The organism is Alsobacter sp. R-9 (assembly GCF_054612375.1).
Map to the genome: position 1 here is coordinate 18305 of NZ_JBTSWJ010000006.1, position 22705 is coordinate 41009.

The 22705-nt window shown below is 71.6% G+C and carries 19 protein-coding genes and 1 other RNA gene; 8 read left to right on the top strand and 12 right to left on the bottom strand.

Going from position 1 to position 22705, the window contains the following annotated elements; translation table 11 throughout:
• Positions 1–105: 105 nt before the first annotated feature.
• Entirely contained in the window at positions 106–1026 is a 921-nt protein-coding gene (gene miaA, locus ACX9GQ_RS11200; protein ID WP_459629624.1) for a tRNA (adenosine(37)-N6)-dimethylallyltransferase MiaA, read from the bottom strand.
• A gap of 61 nt (positions 1027–1087) precedes the next feature.
• Here miaA and serB point away from each other — a divergent pair, with 61 nt between their 5' ends.
• On the top strand, positions 1088–1996 hold the full coding sequence (serB, locus tag ACX9GQ_RS11205) for a phosphoserine phosphatase SerB (RefSeq protein WP_459629625.1): 909 nt from the start codon (positions 1088–1090) through the stop codon (positions 1994–1996).
• Between the two features lie 249 nt (positions 1997–2245).
• Here serB and ACX9GQ_RS11210 read toward each other — a convergent pair whose 3' ends face one another.
• The 7 genes from ACX9GQ_RS11210 to ACX9GQ_RS11240 all read right to left on the bottom strand — a co-directional run bounded on the left by ACX9GQ_RS11210 (position 2246) and on the right by ACX9GQ_RS11240 (position 8278).
• Entirely contained in the window at positions 2246–3736 is a 1491-nt protein-coding gene (locus ACX9GQ_RS11210; RefSeq protein WP_459629626.1) for a DegQ family serine endoprotease, read from the bottom strand.
• Between the two features lie 186 nt (positions 3737–3922).
• Positions 3923–4117, bottom strand: a complete 195-nt coding sequence (locus ACX9GQ_RS11215; RefSeq protein WP_459629627.1) for a DUF2065 domain-containing protein — start codon at positions 4115–4117, stop codon at positions 3923–3925.
• A gap of 67 nt (positions 4118–4184) precedes the next feature.
• Complete coding sequence (hflC, locus tag ACX9GQ_RS11220; RefSeq protein WP_459629628.1) at positions 4185–5114, bottom strand: protease modulator HflC; 930 nt, start codon at positions 5112–5114, stop codon at positions 4185–4187.
• Positions 5111–6304, bottom strand: coding sequence for an FtsH protease activity modulator HflK (gene hflK / locus ACX9GQ_RS11225; RefSeq protein ID WP_459629629.1), 1194 nt, complete (start codon positions 6302–6304; stop codon positions 5111–5113). Before hflK ends, hflC begins: the two co-directional genes overlap by 4 nt.
• A 143-nt stretch (positions 6305–6447) precedes the next feature.
• The gene (locus tag ACX9GQ_RS11230; protein WP_459629630.1) at positions 6448–6957 is read right to left on the bottom strand and encodes a dihydrofolate reductase; all 510 of its coding nucleotides are present in this window, start codon (positions 6955–6957) and stop codon (positions 6448–6450) included.
• A 4-nt stretch (positions 6958–6961) separates the two neighbouring features.
• A complete protein-coding gene (locus tag ACX9GQ_RS11235) occupies positions 6962–7447 on the bottom strand; it encodes an N-acetyltransferase family protein (protein WP_459629631.1) in 486 nt (161 codons plus the stop codon).
• 36 nt (positions 7448–7483) lie between these two features.
• On the bottom strand, positions 7484–8278 hold the full coding sequence (locus ACX9GQ_RS11240; RefSeq protein ID WP_459629632.1) for a thymidylate synthase: 795 nt from the start codon (positions 8276–8278) through the stop codon (positions 7484–7486).
• 109 nt (positions 8279–8387) lie between these two features.
• Here ACX9GQ_RS11240 and ssrA point away from each other — a divergent pair.
• The 4 genes from ssrA (at position 8388) to ACX9GQ_RS11260 (ending at position 9922) form a co-directional block, all read left to right on the top strand.
• Positions 8388–8765, top strand: a transfer-messenger RNA (tmRNA) gene (gene ssrA, locus ACX9GQ_RS11245).
• Positions 8766–8802: 37 nt separating this feature from the next.
• Positions 8803–9459, top strand: coding sequence for an SspB family protein (locus tag ACX9GQ_RS11250; RefSeq protein ID WP_459629633.1), 657 nt, complete (start codon positions 8803–8805; stop codon positions 9457–9459).
• A gap of 17 nt (positions 9460–9476) precedes the next feature.
• Complete coding sequence (locus tag ACX9GQ_RS11255) at positions 9477–9665, top strand: DUF4169 family protein (protein WP_459629634.1); 189 nt, start codon at positions 9477–9479, stop codon at positions 9663–9665.
• A complete protein-coding gene (locus ACX9GQ_RS11260) occupies positions 9662–9922 on the top strand; it encodes a ribbon-helix-helix domain-containing protein (protein WP_459629635.1) in 261 nt (86 codons plus the stop codon). The genes ACX9GQ_RS11255 and ACX9GQ_RS11260 overlap by 4 nt, the downstream gene beginning before the upstream one ends.
• On the opposite strand, the gene ACX9GQ_RS11265 is transcribed toward ACX9GQ_RS11260, so the two are convergent.
• Together ACX9GQ_RS11265 and ACX9GQ_RS11270 are read right to left on the bottom strand one after the other, a co-directional pair.
• Entirely contained in the window at positions 9904–13938 is a 4035-nt protein-coding gene (locus ACX9GQ_RS11265) for an AsmA family protein (protein WP_459629636.1), read from the bottom strand. The two genes, ACX9GQ_RS11260 and ACX9GQ_RS11265, sit on opposite strands and share 19 nt — an antisense overlap.
• 84 nt (positions 13939–14022) lie before the next feature.
• Complete coding sequence (locus tag ACX9GQ_RS11270; protein WP_459629637.1) at positions 14023–15435, bottom strand: FAD-binding oxidoreductase; 1413 nt, start codon at positions 15433–15435, stop codon at positions 14023–14025.
• Positions 15436–15565: 130 nt separating this feature from the next.
• On the opposite strand from ACX9GQ_RS11270, the gene ACX9GQ_RS11275 reads away from it, so the two are divergent.
• On the top strand, positions 15566–16099 hold the full coding sequence (locus ACX9GQ_RS11275; RefSeq protein ID WP_459629638.1) for a thioesterase family protein: 534 nt from the start codon (positions 15566–15568) through the stop codon (positions 16097–16099).
• 6 nt (positions 16100–16105) lie between these two features.
• Here ACX9GQ_RS11275 and ACX9GQ_RS11280 read toward each other — a convergent pair whose 3' ends face one another.
• On the bottom strand, positions 16106–16738 hold the full coding sequence (locus ACX9GQ_RS11280) for a LysE family translocator (RefSeq protein WP_459629639.1): 633 nt from the start codon (positions 16736–16738) through the stop codon (positions 16106–16108).
• Positions 16739–16876: 138 nt separating this feature from the next.
• Here ACX9GQ_RS11280 and ACX9GQ_RS11285 point away from each other — a divergent pair, with 138 nt between their 5' ends.
• Both ACX9GQ_RS11285 and ACX9GQ_RS11290 read left to right on the top strand, forming a co-directional pair.
• Entirely contained in the window at positions 16877–17113 is a 237-nt protein-coding gene (locus tag ACX9GQ_RS11285; RefSeq protein WP_459629640.1) for a hypothetical protein, read from the top strand.
• A 30-nt stretch (positions 17114–17143) separates the two neighbouring features.
• Positions 17144–19630, top strand: a complete 2487-nt coding sequence (locus tag ACX9GQ_RS11290) for an ATP-dependent helicase (protein ID WP_459629641.1) — start codon at positions 17144–17146, stop codon at positions 19628–19630.
• A 299-nt stretch (positions 19631–19929) separates the two neighbouring features.
• Here ACX9GQ_RS11290 and ACX9GQ_RS11295 read toward each other — a convergent pair whose 3' ends face one another.
• Positions 19930–22620: a calcium-binding protein gene (locus ACX9GQ_RS11295; protein WP_459629642.1), complete on the bottom strand. Its 2691-nt coding sequence runs from the start codon at positions 22618–22620 to the stop codon at positions 19930–19932.
• Positions 22621–22705 lie beyond the last annotated feature (85 nt).

Below are 22705 nucleotides of genomic sequence, written 5' to 3' on the forward strand. Positions count from 1 at the left end.
CGCCTCCTGTCCCCGTTCGCACCGCGCCCGATCTCCTCAACCCGAGGAGCTGGCACAGCCCGCGCCTCGCCGGACGCGGCACCGTTCTGCAGCCCGTCTTCTCCGTCAGCGACCCAGCCGCTGCCTGACCAGCACCTCCGCCTCGTCGGGCCCCGCCCAGGTCCAGCCCTCTGCCTGGTGCCGGAACCAGGTGAACTGGCGCTTGGCGTAGTGGCGGGTGTCGAGCTTGGCCCGCTCGATCGCCTCCGGCAGCGCCATGTCGCCCTGGATGGCGCGGATCAGCCACGGCACGCCGTGGGCCCGCATGCAGGGCAGCGCCGGGTCGAGGTCGCGGCGGGCGAGTGCGCTCACCTCCTCAAGCGCCCCGAGGCTCATCATCGCGTCGAAGCGCGCGTCGATGCGCGAGTAGACGACCTCCCGCTCGGGAGAGAGGAACACCGGCACCGTCTCGGCGACGTCGAGGACCGCGCCCTCCCGCTCGCCGTGGAAGCTCACCAGGGGCCGGCCCGTGGCGTGGAAGATCTCCAGGGCGCGCAGGATGCGCTGGCGATCGGTCGGCCGCAGGGTCGCGGCGGTGGCCGGGTCTCGTATGCGCAGGTCGTCGTGGAGCACCGGCGCCGGCACCCCCTCGCTGGAGGCCCGCACCGCCGCGCGGACGGTCTCGGGAACGGCCGGGATCTGCGACAGCCCCTGCGTCAGCGCGCGGAAATAGAGCCCCGTCCCGCCGGTCACGATGGGCATTTTGCCCTGCCCCCAAAGCTCCTGAAGGAGCGGCGTCGCCTCGCGCAGCCATTCGCCGACGGAGTGGTTCACCGATGCGTCCACATGTCCGAAGAGTCGGTGCGGCGCCGCTGCCTCCTCCTCGGGGGTGGGCCGGGCCGTGATGATCCGCAGGTCACGGTAGACCTGCATGGAATCGGCGTTCACCACCACGCCGCCGAGGTCGCGGGCAAGCCGCACGGCGAGCGCGGACTTGCCGCTCGCCGTCGGTCCTGCGATGAGGATGGCCCTGATCCGCCCTGCCAACCGTCTGGCTCCCTGCCCTGTCCCCTGCCGCCCGCGTCCGCCCGCCGGACGGAGACCGCCGATGACCGAACGATCCGCCGCCGTCGCGACCCTGGTGTCCGCTCCCGACGCCCCCGCCCTCACCGATGCCCTTCTCGCGCGGGCGGCGCAAGCCTTGCCGCAGGCGGGAGCCCCCGTCTGGCTCGACCGCGGCGTCGCCGCAGACATCCCGTTCGCCGCCCCGGCCGGCGCCGACCACCGCGCCTTCGCCGACGCAGCGCGTGCCGCGCTCGACGGCGCGCCCGTCGACGTCGTGGCGCAGCCGGCCGCCGACCGGCGCAAGCGCCTGTTCCTCGCCGACATGGACTCCACCATGATCGGCCAGGAGTGCATCGATGAGCTCGCCGACCTCGTCGGCCTCAAGGCGAAGGTCGCCGCCATCACGGAGCGCGCCATGCGCGGCGAGCTGGCCTTCGAGCCGGCCCTGCGCGAACGCGTGGCGCTGCTTGCCGGGCTCGGAGACGACGTCGCCGACCGCCTCATCGCCGAACGCATCACGCTCACGCCCGGCGGTCGCGCGCTGGTTCGGACGATGCGGGCGAACGGCGCCTACACGGCGCTGGTGTCGGGCGGCTTCACCGTCTTCACCGGCCCCATCTCGGCGATGATCGGCTTCCACGAGCACCGCTCCAACCGCCTGGTCGTCGAGGCCGGCCGCCTCGCCGGCCGCGTCGAGGAGCCCATTCTCGGCAAGGAGGCGAAGCTCGCCTCGCTCGTCGAACTGCGCGAGCACCACCGCCTGCGGCCGGCGCAGACGATGGCCGTGGGGGACGGCGCCAACGACCTCGCCATGCTCGGCGAGGCGGGGCTGGGCATCGCCTACCGGGCGAAGCCTGCCGTCGCCGCAGCCGCCCACGCCCGCATCGACCACGCCGACCTCACGGCCCTGCTCTACGTGCAGGGCTACCGGCGCGAGGAGTTCGTGGACTGACGAGACCGGCGCGCCAACGGCTGCCGCCGCGACGTTAGCCCCGCCTTCTCCGCCGTCATCCCCGGCGGCCCGCGCAGCGGGCCGTGAAGGGGATCCAGAAAAACGGTCCGCGCAAGGCTGGATCCCCTTCCCGCGCCTGCGGCGCGCCGGGGATGAGGGCGGGTCACCGAAAAGAAAAAGGCGCGGTTCGACCGCGCCTTCTGTTGTTTCCGAGTGGTGAGGAACGCCGTGCAGGACGGCGCCAGCCCCTCACTCGATGCTGATCGCGACGAAGCGGACCTCGCCCTGCGCGTTCGACACGAGGAGCAGGGCCGACTTCTTGCCCTCCTTCTTCAGCGCGTCGAGGCGCTTGGTGAAGGCGTCAGGGTTCGCCACCGGCTCCTGCTGGAGCTCGACGATCACGTCGCCGGTGGCGATGCGCTTGTCGGCGGCGGGCGTGTTGGGCTCGACGCGGGTGACGACGACGCCCTTCACGCTTTCCTTGATGCTGAAGCGCTTGCGCAGGTCGTCCGTCAGCGACGACATCTCGAGGCCGAGCGCCCGCTTGACGACCGGCTTCTCCGGCTCGCCCGGCGTGGCGCTGGCCTTGGCCAGCTTCTCGCCGTCCTCGAGCCGGCCGAGCTTCACCGTGCGGGTGATCTCCTTGCCCTTGCGCATGATCAGGACTTCGACGTCCTTGCCCACCGGCGTCTGGCCGACGATGCGCGGCAGGTCACGCGAGTCCTTCACGTCCGTCCCGTCGAACTTCAGGATCACGTCGCCCGCCTCGATGCCGGCCGGCTTCGCCGGGCCCTTCTCGTCAATGCCGGCGACGAGGGCGCCGCGCGGCTTGCCGAGGCCGAGGCTCTCCGCGATGTTCTCGTCGACGTTCTGGATGCGCACGCCGAGCCAGCCGCGGCGCGTCTCGCCGAACTGCAGCAGCTGGTCGATCACGGGCTTGGCCATCGTGGCCGGCACGGCGAAGCCGATGCCCACCGAGCCGCCGGTCGGCGACAGGATGGCCGTGTTGATGCCGATCACCTCGCCCGCCATGTTGAACAGCGGGCCGCCCGAGTTGCCCTTGTTGATGGACGCGTCGGTCTGGATGTACTGGGCGTAGGACGACTGCTCGGCCGGGATGTCGCGGTTGCGGGCCGAGATGATGCCGGCCGTCACCGTCCCGCCGAGGCCGAACGGGTTGCCGATCGCCATCACCCAGTCGCCGATCCGCGACTTCTCGCTGTCGCCGAACTTCACGGCCTTGAGCGGCGTATCCGACTTCACCCGCAGGACCGCGAGGTCCATCTTCGGGTCCTTGCCGACCACCTCGGCCTTCAGCTTGCGGCCGTCCGAGAAGATCACCGTGACGTCGTTGGCCTCGCCGATGACGTGGTTGTTGGTCACCACCACGCCCGAGGCGTCGATGACGAAGCCGGAGCCGAGCGAGCTCGACCGGCGCTGCGGACGCGGGCTGTCGTTGTTCTGCCCCTGCTGGCCGCGGTTGTTAAAGAACTCGTCGAAGAACTCCTGGAACGGCGAGCCCGGCGGCAGCTGCGGCAGCGGCACGTTGCGCTGCTCCGACACCGTGGTCGCGGCGGAGATGTTGACGACGGCGCCGATCACGCTCTCCGCGAGGTCGGCGAAGGATTCGGGCGCCGAGCGCGCCAGCGCCGGCGTCGCCAGCGGGGCCGTGGCGAGGAGGCCGGCGGCGGCCGCGGCCAGCGCGGCGTGGCGGACGGACTGAACGAGACGATGCGCCATGGTGCTCTCTAGCTCGATCGGGCCCGACGCGGGCCCCTTGTCGCGACAGTGGAAAGGCTTTGGGGCGGAACGGCGACTGCCGTTTCCCGTTCCCGGCATGATATAGAGCGCCGTCGGCGCCGTCACGAGGCCGCCACCGCGCCGCAGGCGACACGATTGCGCGAGAAAGCCGGCCCGTCAGGGCGGTCATCCCAGCACCCGCCGCGCCAGCCACACCAGCAGGATGCCGCCGACCGCGGCAGCAAGGCCTGCGACCCGCAGGTGGCCCTCGTCCTGCCCGGCAACTTCGGCCATCCGCCGGCGGATGAAGCCGGGAAAGGCGGCGAAGAGCAGGCCCTCCACCGCCAGCACGAGCCCGATGCCCAGGACGAGGTCCGTCACCGGGCCTCCCGGGCGAACGGGCGAAGGGTGAGGGCCGTGCTCGGCCCCCTCCCCTGCCGGCCAGCCGTCACGGCTTCGCCGGCTCCAGCCGCTGCTGGTCCTTCGCCGTGTTCGACTGGCCCGGCGCCGTGGGCGTCGACCGGCCGAAATAGCGGAAGAACTCGCCGTCCGGCGACAGCACGAGCCGCGTGTCGCCCGCCTTCATCGACGCCTCGTAGGCCTGCATCGACCGGTAGAACGAGAAGAAGCTCGGGTCCTGGCCGAAGGCGTCGGCCAGCACGCGGTTGCGCTCCGCCTCGCCGTTACCGCGAAGCTCGTCGGCCTTCCGGGTCGCCTCGGCGCGCAGCACCGTCACGTCGCGGTCGGCGCGGGCGCGGATCGTCTGCGACAGCTGGGAGCCCTGCGCGCGGATGTCGGCGGCTTCGCGCTGACGCTCCGTCTGCATGCGGCCGAACACCGCCTGGCTGTTCTGCTCCGGCAGGTCGGCGCGGCGCAGGCGCACGTCGACCACCTCGATGCCGAGACCGCCGGCCTGGCGGTTCACGTCGTCGCGGATCTTGTGCATCAGGCCCGTGCGGTCCGTCCGAACCACCGACGTGAAGCTCGCGTCGGCCAGCACGGTGCGCACCGTCGAGTTGACAATCGAGGTCAGCCGGATGTTGCCGCCGGCGACGTTGCCGACCGACTGGAAGAAGCGCAGCGGATCGGTCACGCGGTAGCGGGTGAACGCATCCACCACCAGCCGCTTCTGGTCGGAGGCGATGACTTCCTGCGACGGCAGCTCGAGGTCGAGGATGCGCTTGTCGATCTCGACCACCGTCTGGATGAAGGGGATCTTCCAGTAGAGCCCCGGCTCCGTGATCGGCGGACGCGAGATCTTGCCGAACTGGAAGACGAGGGCCTGCGACGTCTGCGGCACCACGAAGGCGGAGCTGTACAGCAGGACCGCGGCGATGCCTGCGACGACGAGGGCGGCCATGCGAGCGGCGCTGTTCATCGGACGGCTCCCTGCGGCTGGCCGGGCGCGGCTGCTGCGGCCGGACGGCGTTGCTGCATCTCGTTCAGCGGCAGGAACGGCACCACGCCCTGCCCGCTTTCGGTCTTCTGGTCGAGGATGATCTTGTCGGTCGAGCCAAACACGCGTTCCATCGTCTCGAGGTACATGCGCTCGCGGGTGATATCCGGCGCCTTGCGGTACTCCTCGAACACCTGCTTGAAGCGGCTCGCCTGGCCGTTCGCCTCGGCGATGATGCGCTCGCGATAGGCCTCGGCCTCCTGGACGATGCGGGCCGCCTCGCCTCGAGCCTCGGGAACCACCTTGCTGGCGTAGGTCTCCGCCTCGTTGCGGGCGCGGTCCTGGTCCTGCCGGGCCGCCTGCACGTCACGGAAGGCGTCGATCACCTGTTGCGGCGGATCGACCTTCTGCAACTGCACGAGGCGGATCTCGACGCCTGCGCCGTAGGAATTGAGCACGTCCTGCATCAGCTGGCGGACCTCGGCCTCGATCGGGCCGCGGTCGGTGGTGAGGATCGCCTGGATGTTGCGCCGCCCGACCACCTCTCGCATGGCGGCTTCTGCGACCGCCTTCACCGACGCCTCCGGCGCCTGGATGTTGAAGACGAAGTCCGCGGCCCGCGCCGGGTTGATCTGCCACTGCACCGAGAAGTCGATGTCGACGATGTTCTCGTCGCCGGTCAGCATGAGGCTTTCCTCGAGCACGTCCCGCGACACGGCGCGCCGTGCGCCGTCGCTGCCGCGGTAGCCGACCTCGGTGGTGTTGACCACCGTGACGCGGGGCTTGATCACGCTGCCGATCGGATAGGGGAAATTGTAGTTCAGGCCGGGCTGCGTCGTGCCGACATAGCGCCCGAAGATCAGGTTCAGGCCCACCTCGTCCGGCCGCACGGTGTAGAAGCCCGTCGCCGCCCACAGCAGGAGCGCGCCGAGGCCGATGGCCGCGATGCCCTTGCCGCCACCGAACGATCCGCCCGGGATCACCTGCCGCAGCCGGTCCTGGCTGCGCCGCAGCAGTTCCTCGAGGTCCGGCGGGGCGCCGCCCGGACCATTGTTGTTGCCGCCGCCCTGCGGGCCGCCTCCCCACGGGCCGCCGGAGCCGCCGCCGGGGCGTCGCTGCCCCCAGGGTCCTCCTCCGCCGCCGCCGCCGCCGCTCTGATTGCTCCAGGGCATCCGGTTCCGTCCTCTCTCGCAGTCTCAGGCCCGCCCCGACGCGGGCTTTGTCGGTCTTGTTTGCCGTACCGAAGTGGGGTTTCGCCGTTCGTTCGTCAACGGAGCCTCGGCCTCTTGGTTGACGGATTTAACGAAAAGACGCGTCAAAATCTCGCCCAGTCGACGAAGTCGAAGGAAAACTCGTCGTCCGGTCCCGCCGGATGGGAAATGCGGGACACGATCCTGAACCGCGAGGGGTCGACCGGCGGGAAGTGGGCGTCCCCCTCGGGGGAGGCGTGGACCTGGGTCAGGTGGATCCGGTCCGTGACCGGCATGGCCTGCACATAGATGTCGGCGCCCCCGCCCACCACGACGCTGTCGGCGCCCAGCCGCGCGCCGATCTCCTGCCCCGCGGCCAGCGCTTCCTCCAGCGAGGAGGCGACCGTCACCCCCGCCGGCCGGAAGGCGGGATTGCGCGTCACCACGATCGTCTCGCGGCCCGGCAGGGGCTTGCCGATGGACTCGAAGGTCTTGCGGCCCATCACGAGGGGGCGGCCCAGCGTCAACTCCCGGAAGCGCCGCAGATCCGTCTTGAGGCGCCAGACGAGGCCATTGTCACGGCCGATGACCCCGTTGTCGGCCGCTGCGACGACGATGACGACCGGCAGTGCCACGCGATCACCGTGCCTGGTCGGCGAGCCGCCACAGCGCCTCGTCCGTCACGCGGCACGTGGTCCAGCCGTCCATCATCACGGCGCCCTGGGACTTGTAGAAGTCGATGGCCGGATCGTTCCAGTCGAGCACCGACCACTCCAGGCGGGCGAGGTTCTCGGTGACGCAGCGCCGGGCGAGGTTCGCCAGCAGCAGCTTGCCGAGGCCGTGGCCGCGGGCGGCCGGGCGCACGAAGAGGTCCTCGAGGTAGATCCCGTGCCGGCCGCGGAAGGTGGAGAAGCTGTAGAACCAGAGCGCGAACCCCACCGGCTCGCCGTGACGCTCGGCGATATCGCAGAAGACGCGCGGCGCCGGGCCGAAAAGCGCCGCCCCGAGCCCTTCGGCCGTGGCGTCGACTTCGTGGGAGAGCCGCTCGTACTCCGCGAGCTCGCGCACGAGGTCGAGCACGAGGGCGGCGTCGGCAGCCCGGGCGGGGCGGATGGAAGCGGTCATGGCCAAGGGAACTTCGGCGATGGATGCGTTGGGCGGTTAGACGGCGACCGGGGCCTTGATGGCCGGATGCGGATCGTAGCCGTCGACCGCCACGTCGTCGAACGTGAAGTCGAAGAGGGACCGCACCTCCGGGTTGAGTCGCAGCCTCGGCAGGGCGCGCGGCTCGCGCGTCAGTTGCAGCTGCGCCTGCTCGAGGTGGTTGAGGTAGAGGTGCGCGTCGCCGAAGGAATGCACGAAGTCCCCGGGCTCCAGCCCCGTCACCTGCGCCACCATGTGGGTGAGCAGCGCGTAGCTCGCGATGTTGAAGGGCACGCCGAGGAAGATGTCGGCCGAGCGCTGGTAGAGTTGGCAGGAAAGCCGCCCGTCCGCGACGTAGAACTGGAACAGGCAGTGGCAGGGCGCCAGCGCCATGCGGTCGAGGTCCGCCGGGTTCCACGCGCTGACGACCAGGCGCCGGCTGTCCGGGTTGCGGCGGATCTCGTCCACCACCCACTTGATCTGGTCGACGGAGCCGCCGTCGCGCGTCGGCCACGAGCGCCACTGGGCACCGTAGACCGGCCCGAGGTCGCCGTTGGCGTCCGCCCACTCGTCCCAGATGCTCACGCCGTGGGCCTTGAGGTAGGCGATGTTGGTGTCACCGGCGAGGAACCACAGGAGTTCGTGGACGATCGACTTCAGGTGCAGTTTCTTCGTCGTGACGAGGGGGAAGCCCTTCGACAGGTCGAAGCGCATCTGGTGGCCGAACACGCTGAGCGTGCCCGTCCCGGTGCGGTCGGTCTTGCGCGCGCCCTCGGCGAGCACGCGGCGGAGAAGGTCGTGATACGCGTCCATCGGCCCGATTCGATTGAACCCCACGGGACAATGTAGGGCACTCGGCGCTCGTCCGGCACCGGGGGGCGGGCTGGTCCGCGCACCTTTCCCCGGTCGTTTCCGGCCCCTCCCCCTTCCGTCCCGACGGCCGCCGCACTATATTCGGGATGCCGTCGCAAGGCGGCTATGGCGATAAATGGACATCGAAATAAGCCTTTCGGACCCGGGGGCGGTACCCGGCGCCTCCACCAGAATCCACCGGCGGGACCTCGTCCCGTGCCAGTCAGCGGTGAATTCCGGCGGGGGCGAAATAGGATCGACGAGGGTGTAAAGGGTGGGCTTTCGCCCGGCATGGTTCCGCCGTTATCGGGCCGAACATATAGTTGCCAACGACAACTATGCTCCGGTTGCGGTGGCCGCGTAAGCGGTCTCTGACACCGAAACCAAGTCCTTGCGGGTAGCACCGTAAGGCGGGGCTCGGAGGTGCCTGGCAACAGAAACCTCCACCTTCTTTTTTCGCCGACCGGTCCCCGCGCGACGCACCCATGCCCCAAGACCTGATCCGCTACGACCTTCTCGTCCAGGACGCGCTGAAGGGCGTCGTGCGCAAGGTGCTGACCGACGCCGCCGAGAAGGGGCTGCCGGGCGACCACCACTTCTACGTCTCCTTCCGCACCGATGACCCGGGCCTGCGCATGTCGCAGCGCCTTCGCGAGAAGTACCCGGAGGAGATGACCATCATCCTCCAGCACCAGTTCTGGGACCTCGCCGTCACCGAGCACGCCTTCGAGGTCGGCCTCTCGTTCTCCGGCATCCCGGAGCGCCTGCTGGTGCCGTTCGACGCGCTGACGGGCTTCTTCGACCCGTCCGTGCAGTTCGGCCTCAAGTTCGAACTTTCCGGGGCCGAACCGGCGGACAACGACGAGGACGAGGAGGAGGCCGCCGAGGCGCCGCCGCCGCCCGCCCCCCTCCCGCTGCCGGCCCGCGCGCCGGCCTCGGAAAGCCGTGACAGCGCCCGCAAGGCCGCGGCCCGCGCCAAGGACGACAAGGCCGAGAAGGGCGAGAAGGGCGACGCTCCCGCCGGCAAGGCTGCCGCGGCCGACGCCCCCAGGGCGAAGGGCGCCAAGGCCAAGGCCAAGGCCGAGGAAGAAGCGCCGGGCGCGGAAGTCGTGAGCCTCGACGCGTTCCGCAAGAAGCCCTGATCGGGATCGCCGCGGCCATGACCGGCGAAATCGTCAACCTCCGCAAGGCGCGCAAGGCCCGGGAACGGGCCGCGAAGGAGGCCACGGCCGCCCAGAACCGCGCCGCCTTCGGGCGCACCAGGGCCGAGCGCGAGGTCGAGCGGAAGAAGGCCGAGATCGAGGCCCGCCGCCTCGCCGGCCACCGGCTCGACGGCGACGACGCGTGAGCGACGCGGTCGTCAAGCGCACGGTCCGCATCGCGGGCCACACCACCAGCGTCTCCATCGAGGAACCGTTCTGGACGGCTCTCAAGGACATCGCCCGGGACCGCGGCATGAGCCTCGGTCGCCTCGTCGCCAGCATCGACGCGGACCGCACGACCGGAAACCTGTCATCCGCCATCCGCCTCGCGGTCCTCGCGCACTATCGCGCGGCGGCCGAGAAGGCCTGCGAGCGCACGCCCGATCAGGGCGCCAGCGGCTGACGGATTCCGGAGCCCGGCGCCGGCCCCACCACCGAGGGTGGCGGCAGCGGCACCACGGGTGACGCGCCCTGCCCTCCGGCCCGCGGCGAGGGCACGCCCAGCAGCCGCGCCGCCTCCTCGACGCCCGCCGCCTCGTCCTCCTTGTCGGGAATGGAATTCGTCCGCGTCGGGTCGAGCCGATCGGTGCCTGCCTGGGGAAGGCCCTGCGCGCCCGGAGCCGCGGCCGGCGCAGACGGTTGTGCCGGCGGAGCGGTCGTCGGCGCGGCCTGCTCGGTCGCCCGGCGCTGCTCCTCGGCGCGTCGGGCCTCCTCCTGCCGGCGAAGTTCGTCCGCCCGCCTCTGCTCCTCGGCCCGCCGTGCGTCCTCCTGCCGGCGAAGTTCGTCGGCCCGCCGCTCCTGCTCGAGGCGGCGCGCTTCCTCGGCCTTGCGCTCGTCCTCCAGCCGGCGGGCCTCGGCCTCGCGGCGCGCCTGCTCGGCGCGGCGGGCCTCTTCCTCGATCCTCGCCTGCTCCGCCCGGCGCGCCTCCTCGGCCTGCCGGGCCTCCTCCGCCTTGCGGGCCTCCTCGGCGAGGCGGGCCTCCTCCTCCTCGCGCCGTTCGCGTTCCAGCCGCTCGCGGTCGGCCTTGGTGCGCCGCAGGAAGAAGGAGCGTTCGCGCAGGTCGGATTCCGCGGCCTCGATCCGCTCCAGCTCGCGCGCCACCGCGCGCGTCGTCAGCACGTTGGTCAGCGCCGCCACGTCGATGTCGCGCTCCAGCGCTCCGCTGCGGCCCGGCCGCCACGTGATCGCCGCCTGCGGCGCCGGCCCGCTCCAGCCCGGCGGCGGCTCCGCGACCAGCGTGGCGCGGGCTTCCGTCCGCCCGTTGCGCAGGTCGAACGACACCGAGCCGCCGATCTCGATCCCCTCCGCCTTCGTCCCCATCGGCCCGGCCCTCAGCACGCCGCCCGACAGCGTCACCGGCGCCTCCAGGGCACCGGCGGCGAGCGCGCCGCGGTCGAGCGCCGCGCCGAGCGCATCGCGCACGCGCCCGAGGTCCGGAGGGTCCCGCTCGGCGTCGAAGGCCGCCGTGATGGCCGGCAGCGCCTTCGGGTCGAACCGGGCGAGGCCGCCGCCGCGCAGCCGCAGCACGCCGCCTCCCGAGAGCCCGCCCACGAGCCCGGCCACGGTCTCCGAGGATCCCGAGCCGTCGAGCTCGGCGTCCGCCCGCCCGGCGATCCCCGCCCGCGGCAGGAGCACGGACGCGTCGAGGTCGCGCCCCGCCATCTTGAACGACAGGGCCGCCAGCCCGCCCTGCCGGCGGATGGTGAAGCCGCCCGCGAGCCGCCCTTCGGTGACCGCCATGTCGGCTTGCATCACCTCGAGGGCCTCCGGCGTCCAGCGCAGCGTCGCCGTCGCGCCAGAGGCGGGGGACCCGAAGCCGAGGTCGAGCCTCCGCGCCGACAGCCGGACCGTCGTATCGACCGGCGGCGGCAGCACGCCGCCGAAGCGTCCCGCCGGCCAGAGATTGCCCGGCAGCGGCGCCTGGAGCCGCCCGAGCGCCAGCCCGGACAAGGACGCCAGCGACAGCCGCTCGAGATCCAGCGCGCCGTCCAGCCGCCCGCGCCCGGCGTCGAGCGCCAGCCGGCCGGTCACCGGTTCGCCGAAGAAGCGGCCCGAGAGATCCTCCAGCGTCAGCACCTCGCCCGCCAGCGACGCGCGGGCCTTCATCTGCACAGGGATACGCCCCAGGCCGTCCGGGCCCGGCAGCGCCAGGATCTGCAGGATCGGCCCGATGTCTGCCGTGTCGAGGCTCACCGTGCCCGCCAGCGCCGGGTCCTGCGGGCCGAGGCCGAGCCGTCCCTCGCCGGACAGCTGGACCCCTGCCGCCTCGCCGGACACGGTGAGGGCGGCGCCCTGCCCGAGCCGGCCGTCGACCTCCGCCGCCAGCCGGCCGCGACCGAAGCCCGGCAGCGGCAGCGCCTCGAAGCCGAGCTGCGTCAGGAATGCGGCCGCGTCGGGCGCCTCGGCCCGGAACGAGCCGGTCAGCCGGTCCTCGCCCTGCGGCCCGCCGAGGGCCATGGTGGCATTCACCTGCGTCGCCGCCGCCGTTCCCGTCGCCGTGAGGCGGGCCTCGCCGCTTCCGGCGCGCTCGGCCGTGAGCCGGAGGCGCAGCGGCCCGAGCGACCCCGCGCGGGCCGCCAGCAACGCGGGCGCCTTGCCCGGCACCACCTTGCGAAGGAGGTCGGCGAGCGGCTCCACCCGCCGCGCGTCCACCGTCGCCTCCATCCGGCCGCCGGCCGCGCCGACGCGCCCGCTCGCCCGCACGGTCGCGCCGCCCACGTCGGTGATGTCGAGCGCGCTGACGTCGATCTGCTCCGGCGTCGCGGTGAGCCGCAGCCCCACCCGCCCGGCGCCGACCGCCGTTCCAGCCACCGGGCCGACGCGGACGTTGCGGGCGTCGAGGGTCAGCGAGACGTCGAGCCCGCGCGCGGCGCCGGTCAGCGTCGAAAGATCGGGGATCTGGTCGATGGAAAGGCCGTCGGACGTCAGCTGTGCCTCGAAGCGGCCCCGGGCGCCCTGCTCGGGTGGCGAGTAGCGCAGCGCTCCAACCACTTGCGAGCGGTCGAGCGACAGCCGCATCGACCGGGCCGCGAGCACCGCGGGCGACAGTGACACATCGGCATCGAAGGTCATCTCGCGGACGTCGCCCACCCGCGGCGAGCGCCCGGCGCGCTCGCCCTCGAACCACGCGGTGAGCCGCCCGAAATCCCGCGTCGAGAGGGTCACGTGGCCGTCGAACCGCCCGCCGCCGGTCGCGCTCCCGTCGCCGCGGGCCTGCAGCGTGGTCGTGCCGGGGAGCGCCGCCGTGGCCTTCGCCACCCGGATCGCGCCGTCCTGCAGCGTGGCGTCCACCGCCACGCCGGCAACCGTGTCGCCCCCCGCGATCACGTTCGGCACCGATAGCGTCAGGGCTACGGGGAGCGGCAGTCCGGAGACGCCCTCCTCCTGCCCGAGTGCAGCGAGCCACGCCGCAAGCGTGGCGCCCAGCGGAGCGGGCGGCGAGGGCTGGCCGGGCGTCACCGGGCCGGTGAGAGCGCGGTCGAGGTCGATCTGCCGCGCCTCCAGCGTCAGCGACAGCCGCGGCGAGGCCCCGCCGTCGATCGTGCCCGTACCGGTGAACTTGACGGGCGCCTCGTCGCCGCCGCCCTCGATCTCGATGCCCTCCAGGGTCCCGGCCCGGCCGGCCCAGCGCAGCTGCGCGCCGGCGCTCCAGGGGCGTTGCGCGAAGCCGTCGCGGTCCGGCCAGCGGACCCGGCCGCTCGTCGCGATCCGCCCGTCGAAGGCGAGCCCCGATCCGCCGGAGGCGAGGCGCCCGTCGAGGTTGCCGCGCCACGCACCGCCGTCGCGGTCGAGCGTGAGCTTGAGTCTCGTGCCCCCCGCCTCGGGCGCACCCGTCAGCAGGCGCAGGCCGAACGCCCGGTCACCGGCCAGGAGGCGGCCGTTCGCCCGCCATGGCCCGGCGAGCGCCCCTGCGTCCGCATCGAGGTCGATGCCGGACACCGCCAGCTGCCGCCCCGTCGCCGCGTCGGTGAGGCCCACGGAGCCCCCCGTCACCACCAGCCGGTTGACGATCACGGACCGTGCCGCGCCGAGGCCTCCGACGACATCGCCGAGTCCCTCCACGGTGCCGCCCGGCGCCAGCGTGCCTTCGAGTCGCGGACCGTCGAGCCGGGCCTCGATGACCTGGATGTCGCCCTTGAGAAGCGGCATCACCGCGATCTCGAGCCGCACCCGCCCCACCGTCAGGATCGGGCCCTTGCCGGGCTGGCCCGCCGCGGCCGCCTGCAGGGTGAGGCTTGGCGTCGGCAGGAGCTTCAGGTCGATCGGGCCGTCGATGCTCACGGGCACGCCGGCCGCCTGCGCGAGGCGCTGTTCAAACTCGCCGCGGTAGCTCGTCCAGTCGATGAAGTACGGCACCGCCATCGCCGCGCTGATGGCGACGATCAGGAGGATGGCAAGGCCTGTCAGGATGTCACGCAACGCCGTGCGGCCCGTTGCAGGAAGACGGCGTCCGGCAGGACGGCTTCGAGGCGGCAGGGCGGCGTGGACGGCTCGACCGGGCCATCAGGCCACCACCTTGCCGGGGTTCATGATGCCCAGCGGGTCGAGCGCCGCCTTGATCGCGCGCATCGCCCCGAGCGCCGCGGGGTCGTGCTCCCGCTCCAGGTACTTCATCTTCTTCTGTCCGACGCCGTGTTCGCCCGTGCAGGTGCCGTCCATGGAAAGGGCCCGGTCGACGAGGCGCTCGAGGAACGCCTCCACCCGCGCCACCTCGTCCCGGTCCTGCGCGTCGAGGCTCACCAGCACGTGGAAGTTGCCGTCGCCCACATGGCCGAGGATGGGGGCGATGAGCCCCGTCTCGGCGATGTCCTGCTGCGTCTCCTCCACGCAGTCCGCCAGCCGCGACAGCGGCACGCAGACGTCCGTCGACAGCGCCGCGAGGCCCGGCCGCAGCGCCATCGCCGCCCAGTAGGCGTCGTGGCGGGCCTGCCAGAGCCGGGTGCGGTCCTCGGCGCGGTCGGTCCACTCGAAGGGACCGCCGCCGAGGTCGCGCGCGATGTCACCGAAGCGCTCGGCCTGCTCCTTCACGCCCTCTGTCGTCCCGTGGAACTCGAGGAACAGCATGGGCCGCTCGGCCAGCGAGAGCTTGGAGTAGGCGTTGATGGCGCGCACCTGCGTCTCGTCCACGAGTTCGACGCGCGCCACCGGCAGGCCGGTCTGGATGGCGAGGATGGCCGCGTCGCAGGCCGCCCGCACGGACGGGAACGGGCACACCGCCGCCGAGATCGCCTCCGGGATGCCGTGCAGCCGCAGCGTCATCTCCGTGATCACGCCCAGCGTGCCCTCCGCCCCGACGAAGAGGCGGGTGAGATCGTAGCCGGCCGAGGACTTGCGCGCCCGCCGCGTCGTCCGCATCACCTCGCCCGCCGCCGTGACGACGGTCAGCGCCAGCACGTTGTCCTTCATCGTGCCGTAGCGGACGGCGTTGGTGCCGGAGGCGCGGGTGGAGGCCATGCCGCCCAGCGTCGCGTCGGCGCCGGGGTCGATGGGGAAGAACAGCCCCATGTCGCGCAGGTGCTCGTTCAGGCGCTTGCGCGTGATGCCGGGCTGGACCACGCAGTCGAGGTCCTCGGGGTGCACCGCCAGCACCGCGTTCATCTGCGCGAGGTCGATGCACACGCCGCCGAACGGCGCGTTGGTGTGGCCCTCCAGCGACGTACCGGCGCCGAACGGGATCACCGGCATGCGGCGGGATGCGCACAGGCGCACGATCTCTGCCACCTCCTCGGTCGTCTCCGGATAGACGACCGCGTCCGGGGCCTGCGGGCGGATCCAGGTGACGGAGTTGGCGTGCTGCTCCCGCACCGCCTGGCTGGTGACCACGCGGTTGCCGAACCGGGCCGCCAGCGCCGCCGTCACCGCCGCCACGTCCTCCGCCGACGGGCGCCGGGCCGCCGGAGCCGAATCAATTGACATGTATCGCTTGCCTTTGCCGCGAGGATTTTTGATCATTCTATCCGGTGCGCACCCGGCGGCAAACTCGGGGCCCGGATCGCGGCGGTCCGGAGCCGGCGACACGCCTGTCTGCGCGCCCATCGGGACCGTCATGACGAAGACCGTCGAGAGCCACGCGTTCTTCTTCGCCCCGTTCGTCTCCTCGACGATGCGGATCGAACCCTCGTGGATCGACTACAACGGCCACGTCAACATGGCCTATTACGCCGTGCTGTTCGACAACGCGCTCGACCAGGCCCTTTCCGTCGTCGGCCTCGGCCCGGACTACGCGCAGGAGCGCCGCGCCTCGGTGATGACGGCGGAGTGGCACGTCCTCTACCGGCGCGAGCTCCACCTCGACCACCCGGTGCGTGCGACGGTGCAGTTGCTCGACTTCGACGACAAGCGCATGCACCTCTACCTCGAGCTGCGCCACGCAACCGAGTTCTGGCTGTCGGCGACCGCCGAAAGCATGAACCTGCACGTGTCGCTGGAGGAGCGGAAGGTGCGGCCCTTCCCGTCCGACATCCTCGCCAACCTCGCCATCATGAAGGCCGCCCACGCGGGCCTGCCGAAGCCGGAGGCCGTGGGCCGCGTCATCGGGATCCCGCCGCGGGCGGTCTCCGGACGCCCCGGCATCCACTGAGCCGCGTCAGGAGCGCCCCGCGAAGCTGCGGCCGGCATCCGCGATCGACTTTGCACCGAACAGGATGAAGGTCACGCCGACGACGCGCGTCACCGCGCGCCCGTGCTTCAGGAAGAAGCGCCGTACGGCCGGCAGGCCCGCCCAGAACAGGATGACGATGTAGCCCAGGAAGAACCCGATCACGGCGGCGCCCATCAGCGCCGGCGCCGAGCCCCACTCCATTTCCGCCGCGTAGCGCACCGTCAGGGCCGTGAACACCGCGAGCGACACCGGGTAGGCCTTGGGATTGGTGAGCCCGAAGAGGAGGCCGGCCCGCAGCGGCCGCACGCCCCCCACGGCGGCGCTGCCGCCATCGCCCTTCGCCAGCACGGCGCGGACACCGAGCCAGATCAGGTAGACGCCGCAGGCGACGCCCAGCGCCTCGAACAGCGCAGGACCGAGCTCGTTGACCCCGACGATCGCCGCCAGCGCCAGCCCGCCCCACAGCAGGTCCCCCGCGAGATGGCCCAGCAGGAACCGCGCCCCCGCCTCCCGCCCGTGCTGCGCCGCCAGCGCGAACACGGCGAGGAAGGCCGGCCCCGGCGTGACCGCATAGATGAAGCCGGCCAGCACGGTGGCGCCAAAAAAACCGCTACTCAAGGTTGCTCTCCTGCGTCGGCGCGATGCTTGGTTAGTGGAAAGCGGGCCTTGATTCGGCACACTTTTTTTATCGCTGACCTCTAGGCTAAAGGCATTGTCGAGCGGGTTCCACAACCTGTCGTTTTGGATTGCGGGCCAATGCAGTTTTCCGGTGTGGCCGGCGCACAGGCCGGCCTCGTCCTCGTCGTCATCGCGGTGCTGTGCGTGCTGGTGTCCTTCCGGCCGGCCCCCTCGCGCGCGGCGAAGGCCGGCCGCGACTGCCCTCACTGCGTCGCCTGCCGGGGCGGAGCCGACGGCGCGCCGGGCTGCCGGGGGGCGCGCGCCGTGCGCCGCTCGCGGCTTCATCGACAGGCGACGGCGCCCGAGTCATGTTGATCCGCTCGCGAATCGGCCCACATAGGGCCGATGGACGGCGCCCGATGGCGCCGTCGCCCATCGCGCCGGCCTGCCTCGGGGCCGCGCGCCGGACCCCGGAACGACGTGACAGGCCCGACCGACGACGACGACTTCGCGCCCCCGCCCGCCCCGCGCCCGGGCGGCCTCGCCGCGCGCGCCCGCGCGGCCGTTGCGGCGCCGCAGCCCTACCTCGCCGGCCTCAACCCTGAGCAGCGCCTCGCGGTCGAGGCGACCGACGGCCCCGTGCTGGTGCTCGCCGGCGCCGGCACCGGCAAGACGCGGGTGCTCACCACGCGCATCGCCCACATCATCGCCTCGGGCCTCGCCTATCCGTCGCAGATCCTCGCGGTGACCTTCACCAACAAGGCCGCCCGCGAGATGAAGGAGCGCATCGCGCACCTCGTCGGCCCGGTGGCCGAGAGCATGCCGTGGCTCGGCACCTTCCACGCCATCGGCACGCGCATCCTGCGCCGCCACGCCGAGCTCGTCGGCCTGCGCTCCGACTTCACCATCCTCGACACCGACGACCAGATCCGCCTGATGCGGCAGGTCATCCAGGCCGCTGACATCGACGAGAAGCGGTGGCCCGCCCGCGCGCTCGCCGCCTTCATCGACGGCTGGAAGAACCGCGGCCTCACGCCAGACAAGGTGCCGGCCGGCGAGGCCGCCGCCTTCGGCAACGGCAAGGGCGGCAAGCTCTACGCCGCCTACCAGGAGCGGCTGAAGCAGCTCAACGCGGCCGATTTCGGCGACCTGCTCATCGAGAACCTGCGGCTGTTCCGCGAGCACCCGGACGTGCTGAAGGACTTCCAGGAGCGCTTCCGCTACATCCTCGTCGACGAGTACCAGGACACCAACGTCGCCCAGTACCTGTGGCTGCGCCTGCTGGCGCAGGGCCGCCGCAACGTCGCCTGCGTCGGGGACGACGACCAGTCCATCTACGGCTGGCGCGGCGCCGAGGTCGACAACATCCTGCGCTTCGAGAAGGACTTCCCCGGCGCCACCGTCGTGCGGCTGGAGCGCAACTACCGCTCCACGGGCCACATCCTGGCCGCAGCCGCCCACCTCATCGCCCACAACGAGGGGCGCCTCGGCAAGACGCTGTTCACCGACGACGAGGCGGGGGAGAAACCCACCGTCACCGGCGCCTGGGACAGCGAGGAGGAGGCGCGCCTCATCGGCGAGGAGATCGAGGCACTGCAGAACAAGGGCCACTCGCTCGCCGACATGGCGGTTCTGGTGCGCATCTCCGCGCAGATGCGCGAGATCGAGGACCGCTTCGTCACGCTGGGCCTGCCCTACCGCGTCATCGGCGGCCCGCGCTTCTACGAGCGCGCCGAGATCCGCGATGCGCTGGCCTACCTGCGCTGCGTCGCCAACCCCACCGACGACCTCGCCTTCGAGCGCATCGTCAATGTTCCCAAGCGCGGCCTCGGCGACGCCACGCTGGAGCTCATGCACCGCTACGCCCGGCAGGCCCGCATTCCTCTGATGCAGGCGGCCCGACAGCTCTCCGAGAGCGAGGAGCTGAAGCCCAAGCCCCGCACCGCGCTGCGGGACCTGACCGCCGCCTTCGCCCGCTGGTCCGCCTCCGTCGAGAGCCTGCGCCACAACGAGCTCGCCGAGCTGGTGCTGGAGGAGAGCGGCTACACCGAGATGTGGCAGAAGGAGCGGACGGCGGAGAGCGCCGGGCGGCTGGAGAACCTCAAGGAGCTCGTCCGCTCCATGGAGGAGTTCCCCGACCTCGCCGGCTTCCTCGAGCACGTCTCCCTCGTCATGGAGGCGACGGACAACGACACCACCGAGAAGGTGTCGATCATGACGCTCCACGGCGCCAAGGGGCTGGAGTTCGACACCGTCTTCCTCCCCGGTTGGGAGGAGGGCCTGTTTCCCAACCAGCGCGCCCTCGACGAGAGCGGCCGCGCCGGGCTGGAGGAGGAGCGCCGGCTCGCCTATGTCGGCCTCACCCGCGCCCGGCGGCGGGCGAAGCTTTACTTCGCCAGCAACCGCCGCATCCACGGCCTGTGGCAGTCGACCATCCCCTCCCGCTTCATTGACGAGTTGCCCGAGGCCCATGTCGAGGTGACGGAGGCCCCCGCCGGCTATGGCGGCTACGGCGGCAGCCGCTTCGACCGCGTGCAGGCCTTCGGCTCCACCTACAGCACCCCCGGCTGGCAGCGCGCACAGGAGCGCCAGCGCCAGGGCGGCGGGGGATATGGTGGCGGCGGTTCGGGCGGCAACTACGGCGGCGGGTTCTCCGAGCGCCGCTCGCCCGGCTACGACGCCGGCCCCGGCCGCAAGGGACCCCTCCTGATCGAGGGCGAGCTCGTCGCCAAGTCGACAGGCACCCAGAGCGCCTTCTCCGCCGGCCAGCGCGTCTTCCACATCAAGTTCGGCAACGGGACCGTCGCCGCCGTGGACGGGAACAAGCTCACCATCGACTTCGACAAGGCCGGTCGGAAGATGGTGCTGGAGAGTTTCGTCCAGGCGGTGTGAGGCGGGCCGCGGAATGCGAGCCGTGTGACACTATGCCGAATGGCGCCGGTCCGGAGGCGCCGGGTGAGTGCAAGGCAAGACGAAGGGGGCCTGCGCGACGCGAGCGCTGCCTGCTCATCCGGCACATTGCGGCGCCCCTTGGGCCGCAGCCGCGGGCATTGCTCTGCCCACGGCGATGCTGATCCTCATTTGGCCTGATCGGGTCCCTCGGCCCCGGTCGAGTCCGTCGGGGACAGCGAGTGCTGACGCTCCTGCGCGATCCGGTCGGACCAGGGCCCGACCGGATCGTGCGCGGACCATCACGGGGCGTTCGGGTCGGTCACCCAGTCCACGTCGCGGTTTTCGTTGAAGCTCGCCTTCGTCACGCCGACGAGCGTGATCGTCGAGCCGCCAACACCGTTCGATCCGCCCACGGTGACCATGAGGTTCGTCCGGCCGTTCTGGCCGATGACCTCCGCAAGGCCCTGGATGCGCTTCTCGCCCTCCGTCCTCACGTTGAACTGCAGCTTGTCCGTCCCCTGCGTGAAGTCGTAGACCATCTCGGTCCCGCCCTCCTTCGGCCGGAAGACGAACGTGTCGGCCCCGGCGCCGCCGTAGAGATGGTCGTTTCCGATCCCTCCCGTGATCGTGTCGTTGCCGTTGCCGCCGATGAGGAAATCGTCGCCGTCTCCGCCCCGGAGCCAAACATTCGTCGCATAGCCGGTGAAGTCGACGATGTCGTTGCCCGAATTGGCGTCGACCTCCTCGATAGCCCGGATCATCTCCTGGCGCTCCTGCGTCAGCAGGTTTGTGCTGGCGCTGATGACATCGCTTCCCGTGGATCCCTTCATGAGATCCGACCCCGCCCCGCCATCGAACACGTCGGCGCTGGCGAATGATCCGACGAGGCTTGCGAAGTAGTTTTGGCCATCATTCGCGGTGACCACGGCTGCCCCTTTGCCCATCCGGTACTGGGCGCCGTAGGCGAAGCTGTCGTTGCCCGCACCGCCGCTCAGGCTGTCGACGCCGGCACCGCCGTCGAGGATGTCGTCGCCGTCGCCGCCCGACAGCGTGTCGTTGCCCGTGCCTCCGGACAGCAGGTCGTTGCCGCCTCGACCGTCGAGCGAGTCGTCCTCGCTCCCGCCGCTGATGACGTCGCCGGCCGAGCCGCCGGTGATCACGTCGGCATCGGCTCCGCCATCGAGCGTCGAGGCGCCCGTCGCGGTGCGGAAATCGATGGTATCCCTGCCGGTCCCGCCGAAGACGCGGCTCGAGCCCGCCCCTGTCCCGGTGATGGTGTCATTGCCGCCGTCGCCGTTGACGAGGTCGGTCCCGCCGCTGCCGAAGATGACGTCGTCGTCGTCGCCGCCGCTCATGTCGCTGGAGAACGCCGCGCGCAGGGTGTCGTTGCCGGCCCCTCCGCGAAGCGTGTTGCGGCCATCGCCGCCGTCCAGCGAGTCGGCCCCGCTGCCACCGATCAGCAGGTCGGCGCCCCGCCCGCCGAGGAAGGTGTCCTGGCCCTTCGATCCCACCATGGTGTCATCGCCGTCACCGCCCGCGATCGTCCGCTGGCCGTAGAGCGGCGTGGCGCCGGTCACCTGGGTCGCGAGATAGAGGTCGTTTCCGCGCCCGAGGTCGAGATACTCCTCCGGGAGCTGGGTCCAGCCGACGAGGGCCGCGTCGACCACGTCGTCCTGCTCCGTCGGCAGCGGCTGGAGCCTGTCGCCGCCCCCTGCACCGATCCCGGCGCCGGCGAAGACGCGCGTTCCGTCGACGAAGAGTTCCACGGCCTCGAAGTCGCTCCACGACAGGGCCCGGCGGTCGGCGGTCACGCCCGACCCGGGGACGGTCTGGAACACCAGCGATCCCGAATTCGGAAAGCTGACGGCCAGATCCCAGAGGATGTCCTGGTTGGCCGTCCAGTAGCTGTAGCTGACGTCGAGCCGGAGGGTGTCGTTGCCCGCCCCGCCCTTGTAGACGTCCGTCAGTTGCTGGAAGTCGACCCTCTCGCCGTAGCGGTAGACGGCCACGTCGTCTCCGTCGCCCAGGTCGATGTCGTCGACGCCCACACCGCCGATCGCCGTGTCGTTGCCGCGGCCACCGCGCACGGTGTCGTTCCCCCAGCCGCCCTGCAGGAGCACGCCCCCCGTCGTCCGGCTGGCGTCCAGCAGGTCGTCCTCGGTCCCGCCGATCAGGGAGCCCGTGAAGCCCCGCGACGCGATCAACGTGTCGTTGCCGGTCCCCCCGTCGTAGACGCCGCCGGTAGCGGCCTGGGAGTCCAGCAGCGCCGTCTCCGCCGTCTGGATCAGGTCCGCCCCGTCACCGCCCGTCACGTTGTCGCGGCCGCCGGTTCCGTCCGAGGCGTAGATCGTGTCGTCACCGGCACCGCCGTCGAGCGCGTCGTTCCCCGATCCGCCGAACAGGAGGTCGTTTCCGCGACCGCCCCGGAGCACGTCGGCGCCGGCGCCGCCGATCAGCAGGTCGTCGCCATCGTCGCCGGTGATCGCGTCTGCGCTCCGTCCGCCGACCAACGTGTCGTTGCCCTCGCCGCCGGACACCCGGTTCGCGATCCCGGCCACCGGCGCCGGCGCCCCGGTCTCCGCGTAGACAAGGAACTGCGCCCGGGTGGACAGGCGCGCGGCTGCGTCGAAGTCGGACACGTCGGCGATCACGAGGTCGTCGCCCGCTTCCCCCGCGATGTCGTCGATGGCGCCCGCCTCGCCGACGCCACCGAGGATCGTGTCGTTCCCTGCCCCCGCGCGGATCACGTCGCCCAGCGTCGAGCCGCGGACACGATCGTTGCCGCCGGCCAGCAGAAGCGTCATGGCGGCGCCGCCCAGGGTCCTCGCCTCAGCGGCAAGGTCGACCGTCTGGTTCGGAAAGACGCCATTCGAGAGCTCGGCAGTGTAGCTGATGGAGGCGCGCCCGCCGCTCAAGATCCGCGTCGGACCGCTCGTCCTGGCGCCCAGACCAATCAGTGTTCCGGTGATCGGGTCGAAAGTTATCGCCATGAACCAAGCTCCGAAAGCAACAAAGGAGAAAAACAGATTGAAATCGTCGGCTTATTACTCAAAAATTACGACAAATTCAAGGCGT